Below are 14,728 nucleotides of genomic sequence, written 5' to 3'. Positions count from 1 at the left end.
AGCCGGCAACTCCCTGCGAAATCAAACCCTTATCTCGCCCGCCGAGTGTAGCAGAATAATAGTGACCATGACCGCTTCGCCCCCCGCTTCACGGCCGCAGGCCGGGACCAAAGCCGCCGTCCGCCTGGTCAGGGTCCCGGAAGACCGGGGCGGACAGCGACTGGACAACTTCCTGCTGGGCCAGCTGAAGGGCGCGCCACGCAGCCTGGTCTACAAGCTGGTCCGGAGCGGCCAGGTCCGGGTCAACGGTGGTCGCGCCAAGGCCGAGCGCAAGCTGGAGGCGGGCGACGAGGTCCGGATTCCCCCCGTCAATCTCACTGAAGTTGGAGACAAGGCACCGCCCCCGACCGGCTTCCTGCAACGGATGGAGGCGGCAATCGTGTTCGAGGACGCCCGCCTGCTGGTCATCAACAAACCCTCCGGGGTGGCCAGTCACGGTGGCAGCGGCATCAGCCACGGCGCCATCGAGACCATGCGCGTGCTGCGCCCGGGACAGACGCTGGAACTGGTGCACCGCCTGGATCGCGACACGTCCGGCTTGCTGATCATGGCCAAGAAGCGTTCCGCGCTGTCCGAACTGCAGGCGCTGATGCGCGAGAACGACAGCGACGAGGGGCGCGGCATCGAGAAGCGCTACCTGACCCTGCTGGTGGGGCGGATGCCGGACGGGGTGATGAGCGTGGATGCGCCATTGCATGTCGGCCTGCGCCAGGGCGGCGAGCGGCATGTGCAGGTCAATCCCGCCGGCAAGGCGTCACTGAGCCATTTCCGGGTACTGGAGCGGCGCGGTGGTCATTCGTATTGCGAAGTCGTCATCGAGACCGGCCGCACGCACCAGATCCGCGTGCATGCGCAGCACCTCGGGCATCCGGTGGCCGGGGATGACAAGTACGGGGATCAGGCGGTCAACAAACGCCTGCGCGACCAGGCCGGCCTGAAGCGGCTGTTCCTGCATGCCGCCTCGCTGGAATTCGCGCTTGACGGCGGCAAGACGCCCTACCTGCTCAATGCGCCGCTGGCGCCGGAATTGGCGGAAGTGCTGAACCGGCTGGGTTGAGCCGGCAAAAACCGCTTTCAGAGCTGCGGCGCCAGGCGCTGTTCCGCAATGACGCGCAGTTGCGGCTGCTCGGTTCGCACGGTGACATGTCCGGGTAATCCATCCGGGAAACTCAGTACCAGATCCGCCTGCGAATAGGCGAGACAGCAGCGTGGCTCGAATGGAGTCGCCGCATTGGAAACCAGCGGAATCACGATCTGCAGATCTTCATCGGCGCGCCAGGCGCGGATACCCGCCGCATGGACGCTTTCCTGTTCGTCATGGCGAACGGTCAAGCTTACTCGCAGGGTTCGTTCGTCGACGACGGACACCAGCATGTCGGCGGCACGGCCGTCACCCGGAATCGATTCCGCCTCGGCGATATGCGCATCGACGCGGACGGGCAGGTAGCGCAACTCGGCGGGCTGCGGCGGAGGCGGTGGCAAATTGTTGGCGGGCTGGACTTGCGCCAAGGACCACGCCAGCAACAGATTCAGCAACGCAGGTTCATCCCTGGCGTTGCGAATCCAGCGCGAAGCACTGGTTCGGCCGTTCGGCGGGCGGGGTGAAGGTCACCGGCACCTGGATGGTCTGGCTGATCGCCTGGCCGTTGCGGGTGGCGGCCTTGAACTGCCATCCGTGCACGGCCTTCTGCGCCGCTTCGTCCAGCGCCGGTTGGCCGCTGCTCTTGAACACGCCGACTTCGGTCGGAACGCCTTCGATGCCGACGACGACCTTCAGCGTGGACACGCCGCCGATGCCGGCGCAGGCCAGTTCAATCGGATACTCGGGCGGGGGCGTGTCGACCGCCGCCAGTTCGGTCGGCGCCGCCACCGGCGCGGCCGGGGTGCCGGAACCGCCGCAGGCGGACAGCGTTGCCGCCAGCACGGTGGAAGTCGCCAACAGGGGAAGAATTCTCATCAGGGAGCTCCGGTGACCAACGCCTCGGCCTTGGCCGCGCAGATGAAGTCGTTTTCGCTGAGTCCGCCGACATCGTGGGTCGAATAGCGGACCACGGCGCGGTTGTAATGTACGCCCAAATCCGGGTGATGGTCCTCGCGGTGGGCGATGTAGGCCAGCGCATTCACGAACGCCATGGTCTCGTGGTAGTTGGCGAAGGTGAAGGTCTTGCACAGCGCATGGCCGTCCTCGGCCAGTTCCCAGCCGGGCAGTTCCGGCATCAGTTCGGCGATGCGGGCCTGGCCCAGCTTGTGCTCGCCGCCACGCAGGGGCACGCAATGGGCCTGGGCGAGGGGGATCAGGTCGGTCATGGGTCCTCCGGGAAAGCCGGTCCGCTGAACGCCGGCACACGTTACGATGGTCCGGACGGGCAAGCCCCGGCCGGAACGCTAGAATACCCCGCATGATCCAGATTTCCGACAGCGCACAGGCCCATTTCCGCAAACTGATCGAGCGCGAGTCGCTGCCCGGTCTCGGCGTGCGGCTCAGCGCGGTGCATGCAGGTACCCCGCGCGCCGACGCGCGCCTGGAGTTCGCCGAACCGCGCGATCTGGCCGGCGACGAATGGGCGGTGGACTGCGACGGGTTCACCCTGTACGTGCAGGCCGACAGCGTGGCCTGGCTGGATGGTGCCGAGATCGACTACGTCTACCAGGGCGCCAGCACCCAGCTGACCATCAAGGCGCCCAAGATCAAGGGCGAGGTACCCGCCGAGTCCGCATCCCTGGTCGAGCGCGTGCGCTGGGTGGTGGAAAACGAGATCAATCCGCAACTGGCCCAGCACAAAGGCAAGGTGGCGGTGGAGCAGGTGACCGGCGACGGTGTCGTGTACCTGCGCTTCGGCGGCGGTTGCCACGGTTGCGGCATGGCCGACGTGACCCTGAAACAGGGTATCGAGAAGACCCTGGTCGCGCGCGTTCCCGGCGTGACGGCGGTGCGCGATGCCACCGATCACGATACCGGCGCGGCTCCCTACATTCCCCGCGGCAACGCGGCCTGACATAGCCCCGCGCCGGTGACGCGAGCCGCCGAACTCATCATCCAGGCGCTGTTGCCGCGCAAGGCGGCTCCCATACTGGAGCGTCACACCGGCCTGCCGTATGGCTGGGGGCTCTGGCTGCGCGCGCTGCCGGAACGGCTCGGCATCATTACCCGCGAAAGGTCCGAAGCCATCGTCACGGACCTGATGACGCGCCCGCCGCCACCGCCGGGCCCGATCGCGCCTGCGCTGGGTTTCTGGGGCGGTCTGCGTTCGCTGTTCTACCAGGACTGGGATCCGCCGCCGCGCGAGGAACGCGGCATCCGCTGGCTGGCTGGTTTCACCAGCCTGCTGATGCACCTGTTGTTCGTGCTGCTGCTGGTCTGGGTCGCGGTGGTCCGCCTGCCACCATCGCCGGCGGAAGCCGGCGACAGCAGCCGCGTGCAGGTCGAATTCGTCGGCCGCGGCACGCCCGAGGAAACAGGTGGCGGCGCGCCGCAGGCGACCTCTTCGCCGGCGCCGGCCGCTTCCGGTGGCGAGGCCGCGAGCCAGGATGCCAGCACCGTGGCCACGCCCCGGCGGATGCCCGAATTCGTGCCGCCGTCGCCGACGCTGGCCACCGAAACACCGCAGGTGCGCGAACGCGAAATCGCCGAGCCGGCACCGCAGGCACCGCAGCCGGTGCAGGTCACCGAAGTGCCGGCGCCGACCACCGAATACGTATTGCCGCCGCCCAATCTGCGTCGCGATGCGGTGACCGCACCCACGATCACCCCGCGCGAACTGAGCGTGCCGCAGCGCGAGGTCACCGTGCTGGAAACCCCGGCGGTACCGCGCGTGGACACGCAGCGCGGCATCGCCGCACCGCAAATCAACCGACCGGTGCCGCAGGTGCAGGAGCGCGAGATCGCCGCGCCGTTGCCACAGGTGCGCACGGCGCAGGTACCCACGCGGGTGGCGCCGGTACGCGATCTGCAACAGCCGGCCCCGGGCGTGCGCGAACGCGAGATTCCGGCGCCGCGCCCGGCCACGACGCAGGGCAATGCCAGTGCGGCGAGCACGCCGGCCCCGGCCACCGCCCGCGATACCGGCACAGGTCCGCAGGCGGCCACGCCTTCGGCGTCGAAAGGCCTGCAGCCCGGGGCGACGCGGTCGGGACCGGCGCAGGCCGATCGCAGCGGCGGCTGGGCCACACCGCAGCGCGGCGACGACTGGGGAGCTTCGCGGCGCAACGTCGCTGGCGACAGCGGCGCCAATGCCGGGCAGAAGCCGGGCCTGTTCAACGCCGATGGCAGCGTGCGGGTGCCGACCGGCGCCGGTGCCGGCGAGGGTCCGGCGACCGCCAGCGAACGCGGCGCGCCCGGCGGCGGCAATGACCAGTGGACGCGCGAGAAGATCGACAGTTCCGGCACCTGGCTCCAACGTCCGCCCTACGACTACGAACCGACCAGCTTCGACAAGTACTGGGTGCCGAACGAGTCGCTGTTGGCCGAATGGGTCCGGCGCAACATCCGCGAAGCGGTGATCCCGATTCCCGGAACCCGCAAGAAAATCCGCTGCGTGGTGTCCGTGCTGCAACTGGGCGGCGGCTGCGGCCTGTTCGACCCCAATCTCAACGAACAACCGGCTTCGGCGCGTCCGCCACCGGAAATTCCGACCAAGCGCACGCCCATTCCCACCGATTCCTGACGCCAGACGCCACGGGTGTGGCCGTTCGGTGGCGCGATACACGACTTGGGGGAAAACAGCTGGCGTTTTCCGGCAAACCGTCCAGCAATGGCATCACGATGATGCAAGGCCCGCATGGCATGCGGCATACGGCTCGAATCCAGGGCCGATGAGGGTGGCCCCGGCCATTGCGGATGTCATCGGCACAAAAAGAAACGGAGCCTTGCGGCTCCGTCTCCGACGAGGATGTCTGCCTGTCGCGGTTTCAGTGCACGCCGTGCAGGTCGCGCAGCTTGGACTCGCGCGAGCCGAAGTAGGCGGCCAGATCCGAGATGTCCTGGTCGCTCAGGCCGGCGGCCTGCGGCGACATCAGCGCGTGCTGGCGATCGCCAGCGCGGTAGGCCTGGAGCGCATGCGCGATGTAGTCGGCGTACTGGCCACCCAGCTTCGGGTAGGTGCCGTCGATCGGGGCATTGCCGTCGGCGCCGTGACAGTCGATGCAGCTCTGGCCGGTGGCCTTGCCCTTGGCGTTGGCCAATTGCTCGCCTGCGGCGATGCGGCCGTCCGGCAGGCCGGCGGAGGAACTGGAACCGTGCTCGCCACTGGCGTGGCCGGGATCGGCGGCGGCGGTCTCGTTGGTTTCCACCTTGGAGCATGCCGCCAGGGCGAGGGCGGCGAGCAGGGCGATGGCTAGACGCTGGGCGTGCTTGGCGTTGGGCATGGCGGATTACTTGACGGTGGAAAGGAAGGCGGCGATGTCGGCGATGTCCTGATCCGAGAAGCTTTCGGACTGCGCCTGCATGGTCGGGTGCTTGCGGGCCCCCTTCTTGTATTCGGTCAGCGCATTGACCAGATATTCCGCCGACTGGCCGCCGATCCGCGGCACGTGGTAGTTCGGGTAGGCATTCTTGTAGCCGGTGATGCCGTGGCAGCCCTGGCAGGTGTACGTCAGGGTGCGGCCCTTGTCGGCGTTGCCGGTGATCGGCGCGGCGGCAGGGGCGGCGGGAGCAGCCGCCGGAGCCGCAGCAGCGGGGGCCGGCGCGGGCGCGGCTTCGCTGGTGGGGGTCTGGGCGGTCAGGGCGGCCATCGGCAGGGCGGCGGCCAAGGCAAGGCAAGCGGCGAGCGGAAGCGGTCGCATCATGTCGTTAATCCGGGACTCTCATTTGCGCGCGCCGCGTCCAACCGCAGCGCTTGGCTTCGCGAAGTATAACGTTAACGTCACGAATGCCGCCATCCGCCGGACGGGCACGCCGGTGCCGCATGGTCGATGCACCCTTGGCGACAACCGGATCCAGGTCGCTCCGCACGCATCGCCGCCGCAAAAGCGGCCATTACGGAAGCTGGTCACCATGACCTTCGGCGCATGATTCCGGCTGAATGGGTGATATACCTTCATACAACACCTAAACAACACCACCACGGTCCACCCCATGTCCCGAGCCCACCCCCAATCCGGCCGCTCCCACCTGCGCCTGGCCCTGCTGCCCGTCCTGTGCGGCATGCTGGTCCTGTCCGCCTGCAAGGGCGGCGGCCCCGCGCCCGAAGCCCAGGCCAAGAACGGAGCCGAGGCCAAGGCCGCCGACGCGGTGCCGGTGGAAGCGGTGACGGCCAGCCGCCGCGCCGTGGCCGCCAGCTACACCGGTACCACCACCCTGGAACCGCGCGCCGAGTCGCAGGTGGTCGCCAAGACCTCCGGCGTGGCGCTGGCGGTGATGGTCGAGGAAGGTCAGCAGATCAAGGCCGGGCAGGCGCTGGTGCGGCTGGATCCGGATCGCGCGCGCCTGGCCGTGGCCCAGGCCGAGGCGCAGATGCGCAAGCTGGAGAACAACTACCACCGCGCCCGCCAGTTGGTGGATCAGCAGATGATCAGCGCCAACGACGTGGACCAGATCAAGTTCGATCTGGAGAACGCGCGCGCGCAGTACAACCTGGCCAAGCTGGAACTGTCCTATACGACGGTGGTGGCGCCGATTTCCGGCGTGATCGCCTCGCGCTCAATCAAGACCGGCAACTTCGTCCAGATCAACACGCCGATCTTCCGCATCGTCGACAACTCGAAGCTGGAAGCCACGCTCAACGTGCCCGAACGCGAGCTGGCGACGCTCAAGGCCGGCCTGCCGGTCCTGCTGCAGGCCGACGCGCTGCCGGGCAAGACCTTCCAGGGCGTGGTCGATCGCGTGGCCAATGTGGTGGATGCCGGCAGCGGCACCTTCCGGGTGGTCTGCGCGTTCGCCGACGCGACCCTGCAGCCGGGCATGTTCAGCCGCATCCGCATCGATTACGACCAACGCGCCGACGCACTGGTGGTGCCACGCATCGCGCTGCTGGACGATGGCGACCCGGCGGTGTTCGTGGTCCGTGACGGCAAGGCCGCGCGGGTGCCGGTGAAGCTGGGCTACGCCGATGGCGAATGGCTGGAAGTGCGCGAAGGCCTGAAGCCGGGCGATCGCGTGGTCACCGCAGGCAAGGTGGCCCTGCGCGATGGCAGTGCCGTGCAGGTGATCGGTGATCCCGTTCCGAAGGCGGTAGCGGCGAAGGATCAGGCCGTCGAGGCTGGTAGCAAGCAATGAGCGGCCATCCGGATCCCCACGATTCCCAGCCGCAAGGGCGGCTGGGCGGCGGCCTGGTGGAATTCTCCACCCGCCGCCGGGTGACTATCGCGATGATCACGGTCACCATGCTGCTGTTCGGCGTCATCGCCCTCGGCAGCCTGAAGGTCAACCTGCTGCCGGATCTAAGCTATCCGACCCTGACCGTGCGCACCGAATATACCGGTGCGGCGCCGTCGGAAATCGAGACCCTGATTTCCGAGCCAGTCGAGGAAGCGCTGGGCGTGGTCAAGAACCTGCGCAAGCTCAAGTCGGTCTCGCGTACCGGTCAGAGCGACGTGGTGCTGGAATTCGCCTGGGGCACGGACATGGACCAGGCCAGCCTGGAAGTCCGCGACAAGATGGAAGTACTGCAACTGCCGCTGGAGGCCAAGGCCCCGGTGCTGCTGCGCTTCAATCCCTCCACCGAGCCGATCGTCCGCCTGGCGCTGTCCAACAAGAACGCGCCGGCCAACGATGCCGACGCGGTGCGCCTGCTCACCGAGCTGCGCCGCTACGCCGACGACGATCTGAAGAAGAAGCTGGAGCCGGTCGAAGGCGTGGCCGCGGTCAAGGTCGGCGGCGGCCTGGAAGACGAAATCCAGGTCGACATCGACCAGCAGAAGCTGGCCCAGTTGAACCTGCCCATCGACAACGTCATCCAGCGCCTGCAACAGGAGAACATCAATATCTCCGGCGGTCGCCTGGAAGAGGGGTCGCAGCGTTACCTGGTGCGCACGGTCAACCAGTTCGCCACGGTCAACGAAATCCGCGAGATGCTGATCACCGCGCAGACCAACGGCGGCAGCAGCGCCGCGCAATCGGCGGCCGCGCAGATGGCGGCGATCGCCGCGTCCACCGGTTCGGCGGCAGCGATGGCCGCGGCGGCTTCGGTGCAGAGCGCGTCTTCGAGCGATACAAGCGCCATCGCCGGCGGTATGGCGGTGCGGCTGAAGGACGTCGCGGATGTCCGCCAGGGCTACAAGGAGCGCGAGGCGATCATCCGCCTGGCCGGCAAGGAAGCGGTGGAACTGGCCATCTACAAGGAAGGTGATGCCAACACCGTGTCCACGGCCGACGCGGTCAAGAAGAAACTGGAAGAGCTCAAGAGCCAGATTCCACCGGACGTCGAGCTGACCACCATCGAGGACCAGTCGCTGTTCATCGAGCAAGCGATTGCCGACGTCAAGAAGGACGCGGTCATCGGCGGCATCCTGGCGATCCTGATCATCTTCATGTTCCTGCGCGATGGCTGGAGCACGTTCGTCATCAGCCTGTCGCTGCCGGTGTCGATCATCACCACGTTCTTCTTCATGGGCCAGCTAGGCCTGAGCCTGAATGTGATGTCGCTGGGCGGTTTGGCGCTGGCGACCGGCCTGGTGGTGGACGATTCCATCGTGGTGCTGGAGAGCATCGCCAAGGCGCGCGAGCGCGGACTGGGCATATTGCAGGCGGCGATCGCCGGCACCCGCGAAGTGAGCATGGCGGTGGTGGCGTCGACCCTGACCACGGTGGCGGTGTTCCTGCCGCTGGTGTTCGTGGAAGGCATCGCCGGCCAGTTGTTCCGCGATCAGGCACTGACCGTGGCGATCGCCATCGCGATTTCGCTGGTGGTGGCGATGACCCTGATTCCGATGCTGAGCTCGCTCAAGGGCCGCCCGCCATTGGCGTTCCCGGAGGAAGCACCGCATCCGCGCTGGCAGCCGACCTCGGCCTGGCAGCGTCCTTTCGCCTTCGTCGGCCATCTGATCGGGCTGGTGTTCCGCTCCGTGTTCTTCGGCATCGCTTGGTTCGTGGTCAAGGCGTGGCGTGGCGTGGCCGCGGTGGTCGGTCCGATCATGCGCAAGCTCAGCGACCTGGTGATGATGCCGTACAACGGCGCCGAGCGTGCCTATCTGCGCCTGCTGCCGGCTTCGCTGGCACGACCCTGGCTGGTGCTGGGCTTCGCCGGCGCGGCATTCGGCCTGACCCTGCTGACGGTGCCGATGCTGGGCGCGGACCTGATTCCGCAGCTGGCCCAGGATCGCTTCGAAATGACGGTCAAGCTGCCGCCGGGCACGCCGTTGAAGGACACCGATGCGCTGGTCCGCGAGTTGCAGCAGAAGCACTCCAAGGATGACGGCGTGCAATCGCTGTATGGCGTCAGCGGCAGCGGTACCCGGCTGGACGCCAGCCCGACCGAGAGCGGCGAGAACATCGGCAAGCTGACGGTGGTGATGACCGGTGGCGGCAGCGAGAAGATCGAGGCCGCCGAGACCGAGCGCCTGCGCGCGACCATGCAGTCGCACGCCGGCGTGCAGGTGGACTTCGCCCGTCCCGAACTGTTCAGTTTCTCCACCCCCCTGGAAGTTGAGCTGCGCGGACAGGATCTGGCCTCGATCGAGCAGGCCGGCCGCAAGCTGGCGGCGATGCTGCGCAACAATCCGCACTACGCCGACGTCAAGTCGACGGTGGAGGAGGGCTTCCCGGAGATCCAGATCCGCTTCGATCAGGAGCGCGCCGGTGCGCTGGGCCTGACCACCCGCCAGATTGCCGACGTGGTGGTGAAGAAGGTCCGCGGTGAAGTGGCCACGCGCTACAGCTTCCGCGATCGCAAGATCGACGTGCTGGTGCGCGCGCAGGAAACCGACCGCGCCAGCGTGGAGAGCATCCGCCGTCTGATCGTCAATCCCGGCAGCAGCCGGCCGGTGACCCTGGACGCGGTCGCCGACGTGGTGTCCACCACCGGTCCCAGCGAGATTCATCGCACCGACCAGATCCGGGTGGCGATCGTCTCGGCCAACCTGCGCGACATCGACCTGGGCGGCGCCGTCGCCGAGGTGCGCGACATGGTCGCCAAGGAACCGCTGGGCGCGGCCATCGGCATGCACATCGGCGGACAGGGCGAGGAACTCGCCGAGTCGGTGCGCTCGCTGCTGTTCGCGTTCGCCCTGGCGGTGTTCCTGGTCTACCTGGTGATGGCCTCGCAGTTCGAGTCGCTGCTGCATCCGTTCGTCATCCTGTTCACCATCCCGCTGGCCCTGGTCGGCGCGGTGCTGGCGCTGCTGATGACGCGCTCGCCGGTGTCGGTGGTGGTGTTCATCGGTTTGATCCTGCTGGTCGGCCTGGTGGTGAAGAACGCGATCATCCTGATCGACAAGGTGAATCAGTTGCGCGAGGCCGGTGTGGCCAAGCGCGAGGCCCTGATCGAGGGTGCGCGCTCGCGCCTGCGCCCGATCGTGATGACCACGCTGTGCACGCTGTTCGGCTTCCTGCCCCTGGCCGTCGCGCCGCTGTTCGGCAGTCCGGGCGCGGAAGTGCGTTCGCCGATGGCGATCACCGTGATCGGCGGCCTGCTGGTGTCGACCCTGCTGACCCTGCTGGTCATCCCGGTGGTCTACAACCTGCTGGACCGCCGCGCCGATGACTACTACCTGGAGCGCGGGCGCCGCAATCGCGCCTCGGCCGAAGGCATTGATGGTGCGGGTGAGGGCGGCACGGCCGCGGCGGAGCACGCATGAGCGTCGCCGAGTTCAGCATCAAGCGGCCGGTCACGACGATCATGTTCTTCGTGTCGTTGTTCGTGATCGGCATGATCGCGGCGATCCGGCTGCCGCTGGAAGCGTTCCCGGACGTGTCGCCGCCGTTCATCATGGTGCAGCTGCCGTACACCGGCTCGACCCCGGAAGAGGTCGAGCGCACGGTGCTGCGGCCGGTCGAGGAAACGCTCTCGACCATGACCGGCATCAAGCGGATGGACAGCTCCGCGCGCTCGGATGGGGCCAACATCTTCATCCAGTTCTCGGACTGGAACCGCGACGTGGCCATCGCCGCCTCGGAGGCGCGCGAGCGCATCGACGCCATCCGTGACGACTTGCCGGACGACCTGCAGCGCTACTTCGTTTTCAAGTTCTCGACCACCGACGAACCGGTCCTGCGGGTGCGCCTGGCCAGTGCCACCGACCTGACCGGCGCGTACGACATGATCGACCGCGAATTCAAGCGCCGGCTGGAACGGATTCCCGGCGTGGCGCGGGTCGAGGTGTCCGGCGCGCCGGCCAACGAGGTGGAAATCGCGATCGAGCCGGATCGCCTGACCGCGCACAACCTGAGCCTCAACGAGCTGACCACCCGCCTCCAAGCCGTCAATTTCTCGGTCTCGGCCGGGCAGATCACCGACGGAGGCCGCCGCCTGCGCGTGCAGCCGGTGGGCGAACTGGCCGATCTCGAACAACTGCGCTCGCTGGTGCTGAACAACAGCGGCCTGCGCCTGGGCGACATCGCCGAGGTGCGGCTGAAGCCGGCGCGGATGGACTACGGGCGCCGCCTGGACGGGCGCGCGGCGGTGGGCCTGGACATCTTCAAGGAGCGCAACGCCAACCTGGTGGAAGTCTCCAGCGCGGCGCTGAAGGAAGTGGAGGCGATTCGCGAAAGCCCGGCACTGAATGACGTGCAGGTCCTGGTGATGGACAACCAGGGCGACAACGTCACCTCCTCGCTGCTGAGCCTGGCCGAAGCCGGCGGCATCGGCCTAGTGCTGTCTATCGCGGTGCTGTTCTTCTTCCTGCGCCATTGGCCGTCGACGCTGATGGTGACCCTGGCGATTCCGATCTGCTTCGTGATGACCCTGGGCTTCATGTACTTCGCCGGCGTCACCCTCAACATCCTCAGCATGATGGGGCTGCTGCTGGCCGTGGGCATGCTGGTGGACAACGCGGTGGTGGTGGTGGAGAGCATCTATCAGGAACGCGAGCGGATGCCGGGCCAGCCGGTGCTGGCCTCGATCGTCGGCACCCGCCACGTCGCCATCGCGCTGTCGGCGGGTACGTTGTGCCACTGCATCGTGTTCGTGCCGACGATGTTCGGCGAACGCAACATGCTGAGCATCTTCCTGTCCCAGATCGCCATCACCATCTCGGTGTCGCTGCTCGCGTCCTGGCTGGTCGCGGTGAGCCTGATCCCGATGATCTCCGCGCGACTGAAGACGCCGCCGGCGGTGAGTAAGCCCGACGGGCTGATTCCGCGCATGCAGCGCCGCTACGCCGGCCTGCTGCGCTGGACACTGGCCCATCGCGGCTGGAGCGTGCTGGGCATCCTGCTGATCATCGCGGCCAGCGTGCTGCCGATGACCCAGATGAAGACCAACATGTTCGGCGGCGAGGATGCCGGCGAGACGCGAATCTTCTATCAGTGGAAGGGCGCCTACACCAAGGAGCAGATGTCGCAGGAAGTCGGCAAGATCGAGGCCTACCTGGAAGCCAACCGCAAGCGCTTCAAGATCACCCAGATCTATTCGTTCTTCAGCGAACAGGGCTGGGGTGGCACCAACATCAAGCTGGACACCAAGGACATCACCGAGAGCAAGCAGCTGGTCGATGCCATCCGCAAGGACCTGCCGAAGTCGGCGCGTGCCAACGTCGGCATCGGCGACCAGGGCGGACCGGGTGGCGGTGGCGGCCAGCAGGCGCAGAGCGTATCGGTGCAACTGGTGGGTGATTCCACCCAGACCCTGACCGAGCTGGCCAACGAAGTCGTGCCGATCCTGGCCAAGCGCAAGGAATTGACCGACGTGCGCGTGAACAGCGGCGACCGCAACAGCGAACTGGCGGTGCGCGTGGATCGCGAGCGTGCGCTGGCGTTCGGCTTCAGCGCCCAGGAAGTGGGGCGCTTCGTCGAACTGGCCCTGCGCGGCGCGCCGCTGCGCGAATTCCGCCGTGGCGAGAACGAGGTGCCGGTGTGGGTTCGCTTCTCCGGCGCCGAACATTATGGTTCCGAGGATCTGGAATCGTTCACCGTGCGCGCACCGGATGGCCGCACCGTGCCGCTGCTGGCGATGGTCGACGTGGCCATCAAGCCGTCGGCCAACGAGGTCCAGCGTTCCAATCGCCAGACCACGCTGACCATCCAGGCCAACCTGGCCGACAAGGTGTCGATGCCGGAAGCACGCAAGGCGATGGAGGATACCCTCAAGCCGCTGGCGTATCCGGCGGGTTACAGCTACAGCTTCGATGGCGGTGGTTTCCAGGAGGATCAGGAAGCCATGCAGCAGATGATGTTCAACCTGCTGATTGCCCTGATCATGATCTACGTGGTGATGGCGGCGGTGTTCGAGTCGCTGCTGTTCCCGTCGGCGATCATGAGTGGCGTGCTGTTCTCGGTGCTGGGCGTGTTCTGGCTGTTCTGGCTGACCGGCACCGAATTCAACATCATGGCCTTCATCGGCATCCTGGTGCTGATGGGCGTGGTGGTGAACAACGGCATCGTGATGATCGAGCACATCAACAACCTGCGACGGCGCGGCATGTCCCGCACCGAGGCGCTGGTGGAAGGCAGCCGCGAACGCCTGCGCCCGATCATGATGACGATGGGCACGGCGATCCTGGCAATGGTGCCGATTGCGATCAGCAATACCCAGTTGGCGGGTGATGGCCCGCCGTACTTCCCGATGGCGCGCGCCATCGCCGGTGGGCTGGCGTTCTCCACCGTGGTCAGCCTGCTGTTCCTGCCGACCATCTACGCGATCCTCGACGATCTGCGCAGCGGTACGGTCCGGGCCCTCCGGCGTGCGCGTGGCAAGGGCGATGCGCCGGCGGCGGCCAGCCTGACCGCATTGCATACGGAGTAATGCGGACAGGCGTGCCTGACCAGGAAGGCCGGCCCAAAGCCGGCCTTCTTTTTTCCTTCCTCACCCTCCTTCCGCCAGGAGGGCACGCAACGACGGGTGTTACTTCTCCACGAAGGCGCGTTCGAACACGTAGTCCCCGGGATGGCCGGTCCGGGGCGAAACCTGGAAGCCCCGCTGGTCCAGCAGGGCGCGGATCTCGGCGAGCATTGACGGGCTGCCGCAGATCATGAAGCGATCGCGGGCCGGATGCAGCGGCGGCAATCCGCTGGCATCCGCCAGGCGGCCATCGGCGATCTGCGCGGTGAGCCGGCCGGTGTTGCGAAAGGCGTCGCGGGTCACGGTCGGGTGGTAGAGCAGCTTCTGCCGGATCTGCGCGCCGAGGAACGGGTGCGCCGGCAGATCCCGCTCGATGAAGGCCGAGTAGGCCAGATCACTGATGTGCCGCACGCCATGCGCGACGATGACCTTCTCGTAGCGCTCGTAGGTTTCCGGATCCTGGATGATGCTCATGTACGGGGCCAGGCCGGTGCCGGTGCCGAGCAAATACAGATGCCGTCCGGGATGCAGGTCGTGCAGGACCAGCGTGCCGGTGGGCTTGCGGCTGACCAGTACCGGATCGCCGACCTGAAGATGCTGGAGCCGGGACGTCAGCTGCCCGTCCTGGACCTTGATGCTGAAGAACTCGAGATGTTCTTCCCAGTGCGGGCTGGCGATGCTGTAGGCCCGCATCAGCGGACGGCCGTCGACTTCGAGCCCGATCATCACGAAATGGCCGCTCTCGAAGCGCAGGCCCGGATCGCGGGTGGTGCGGAACGAGAACAGGCTGTCGTTCCAGTGGTGGACATGGGTGACGCGTTCGGTCACGTGCAGGCTCATCGGTGGACTCCGGGACA

Annotated in this window: 12 protein-coding genes; 6 read left to right on the top strand and 6 right to left on the bottom strand. The window is 67.0% G+C overall.

Annotated elements, in window-relative coordinates:
- Positions 1-67: 67 nt before the first annotated feature.
- Complete coding sequence (locus tag FHW78_RS01500; protein WP_183636814.1) at positions 68-1,057, top strand: RluA family pseudouridine synthase; 990 nt, start codon at positions 68-70, stop codon at positions 1,055-1,057.
- A gap of 17 nt (positions 1,058-1,074) precedes the next feature.
- Here the strand turns inward: FHW78_RS01500 and FHW78_RS01495 are convergent, their stop codons facing one another.
- Genes FHW78_RS01495 through FHW78_RS01485 form a run of 3 tightly spaced genes read right to left on the bottom strand, consistent with a single transcriptional unit; the run spans position 1,075 to position 2,307 of the window.
- A complete protein-coding gene (locus tag FHW78_RS01495) occupies positions 1,075-1,536 on the bottom strand; it encodes a hypothetical protein (protein WP_183636812.1) in 462 nt (153 codons plus the stop codon).
- A gap of 7 nt (positions 1,537-1,543) precedes the next feature.
- Positions 1,544-1,957 carry an energy transducer TonB gene (locus FHW78_RS01490; protein ID WP_183636809.1) on the bottom strand — a complete coding sequence of 138 codons (414 nt, stop codon included), beginning with the start codon at positions 1,955-1,957 and terminating at the stop codon, positions 1,544-1,546.
- Positions 1,957-2,307: a 4a-hydroxytetrahydrobiopterin dehydratase gene (locus FHW78_RS01485; protein WP_183636806.1), complete on the bottom strand. Its 351-nt coding sequence runs from the start codon at positions 2,305-2,307 to the stop codon at positions 1,957-1,959. The genes FHW78_RS01490 and FHW78_RS01485 overlap by 1 nt, the downstream gene beginning before the upstream one ends.
- A 92-nt stretch (positions 2,308-2,399) precedes the next feature.
- On the opposite strand from FHW78_RS01485, the gene FHW78_RS01480 reads away from it, so the two are divergent.
- Complete coding sequence (locus tag FHW78_RS01480; RefSeq protein ID WP_183636803.1) at positions 2,400-2,996, top strand: NfuA family Fe-S biogenesis protein; 597 nt, start codon at positions 2,400-2,402, stop codon at positions 2,994-2,996.
- Between the two features lie 15 nt (positions 2,997-3,011).
- Positions 3,012-4,664 (top strand): hypothetical protein, encoded by a 1,653-nt coding sequence (locus tag FHW78_RS01475; RefSeq protein WP_183636800.1) that lies wholly within the window; start codon positions 3,012-3,014, stop codon positions 4,662-4,664.
- A 244-nt stretch (positions 4,665-4,908) separates the two neighbouring features.
- On the opposite strand, the gene FHW78_RS01470 is transcribed toward FHW78_RS01475, so the two are convergent.
- Positions 4,909-5,364 (bottom strand): cytochrome c, encoded by a 456-nt coding sequence (locus FHW78_RS01470; protein ID WP_183636798.1) that lies wholly within the window; start codon positions 5,362-5,364, stop codon positions 4,909-4,911.
- A gap of 6 nt (positions 5,365-5,370) precedes the next feature.
- Complete coding sequence (locus FHW78_RS01465; RefSeq protein WP_183641062.1) at positions 5,371-5,781, bottom strand: cytochrome c; 411 nt, start codon at positions 5,779-5,781, stop codon at positions 5,371-5,373.
- Positions 5,782-6,142: 361 nt separating this feature from the next.
- Here FHW78_RS01465 and FHW78_RS01460 point away from each other — a divergent pair, with 361 nt between their 5' ends.
- From FHW78_RS01460 to FHW78_RS01450, 3 genes are read left to right on the top strand one after another with little or no spacing between them, the layout of a single operon-like run.
- Positions 6,143-7,213, top strand: a complete 1,071-nt coding sequence (locus tag FHW78_RS01460; RefSeq protein WP_183641059.1) for an efflux RND transporter periplasmic adaptor subunit — start codon at positions 6,143-6,145, stop codon at positions 7,211-7,213.
- Positions 7,210-10,731 (top strand): efflux RND transporter permease subunit, encoded by a 3,522-nt coding sequence (locus tag FHW78_RS01455; RefSeq protein WP_183636796.1) that lies wholly within the window; start codon positions 7,210-7,212, stop codon positions 10,729-10,731. Before FHW78_RS01460 ends, FHW78_RS01455 begins: the two co-directional genes overlap by 4 nt.
- Positions 10,728-13,835, top strand: coding sequence for an efflux RND transporter permease subunit (locus tag FHW78_RS01450; RefSeq protein ID WP_183636794.1), 3,108 nt, complete (start codon positions 10,728-10,730; stop codon positions 13,833-13,835). The genes FHW78_RS01455 and FHW78_RS01450 overlap by 4 nt, the downstream gene beginning before the upstream one ends.
- A 99-nt stretch (positions 13,836-13,934) precedes the next feature.
- Here the strand turns inward: FHW78_RS01450 and FHW78_RS01445 are convergent, their stop codons facing one another.
- A complete protein-coding gene (locus FHW78_RS01445; RefSeq protein WP_183636792.1) occupies positions 13,935-14,711 on the bottom strand; it encodes a ferredoxin--NADP reductase in 777 nt (258 codons plus the stop codon).
- Positions 14,712-14,728 lie beyond the last annotated feature (17 nt).

It is taken from the genome of Pseudoxanthomonas sp. OG2, assembly GCF_014192765.1.
GTDB lineage: Bacteria > Pseudomonadota > Gammaproteobacteria > Xanthomonadales > Xanthomonadaceae > Pseudoxanthomonas_A > Pseudoxanthomonas_A beigongshangi.
This window is presented reverse-complemented; position numbering and strand designations above follow the sequence as displayed.

Excerpts from the sequence above, each read along its gene's own strand:
- FHW78_RS01465 (WP_183641062.1), bottom strand. The coding sequence starts at position 5,781 with ATGCGACCGCTTCCGCTCGCCGCTTGCCTTGCCTTGGCCGCCGCCCTG.
- FHW78_RS01445 (WP_183636792.1), bottom strand. The coding sequence starts at position 14,711 with ATGAGCCTGCACGTGACCGAACGCGTCACCCATGTCCACCACTGGAAC.
- FHW78_RS01450 (WP_183636794.1), top strand. The coding sequence starts at position 10,728 with ATGAGCGTCGCCGAGTTCAGCATCAAGCGGCCGGTCACGACGATCATG.
- FHW78_RS01480 (WP_183636803.1), top strand. The coding sequence starts at position 2,400 with ATGATCCAGATTTCCGACAGCGCACAGGCCCATTTCCGCAAACTGATC.
- FHW78_RS01490 (WP_183636809.1), bottom strand. The coding sequence starts at position 1,957 with ATGAGAATTCTTCCCCTGTTGGCGACTTCCACCGTGCTGGCGGCAACG.
- FHW78_RS01455 (WP_183636796.1), top strand. The coding sequence starts at position 7,210 with ATGAGCGGCCATCCGGATCCCCACGATTCCCAGCCGCAAGGGCGGCTG.
- FHW78_RS01460 (WP_183641059.1), top strand. The coding sequence starts at position 6,143 with ATGCTGGTCCTGTCCGCCTGCAAGGGCGGCGGCCCCGCGCCCGAAGCC.
- FHW78_RS01470 (WP_183636798.1), bottom strand. The coding sequence starts at position 5,364 with ATGCCCAACGCCAAGCACGCCCAGCGTCTAGCCATCGCCCTGCTCGCC.
- FHW78_RS01500 (WP_183636814.1), top strand. The coding sequence starts at position 68 with ATGACCGCTTCGCCCCCCGCTTCACGGCCGCAGGCCGGGACCAAAGCC.
- FHW78_RS01485 (WP_183636806.1), bottom strand. The coding sequence starts at position 2,307 with ATGACCGACCTGATCCCCCTCGCCCAGGCCCATTGCGTGCCCCTGCGT.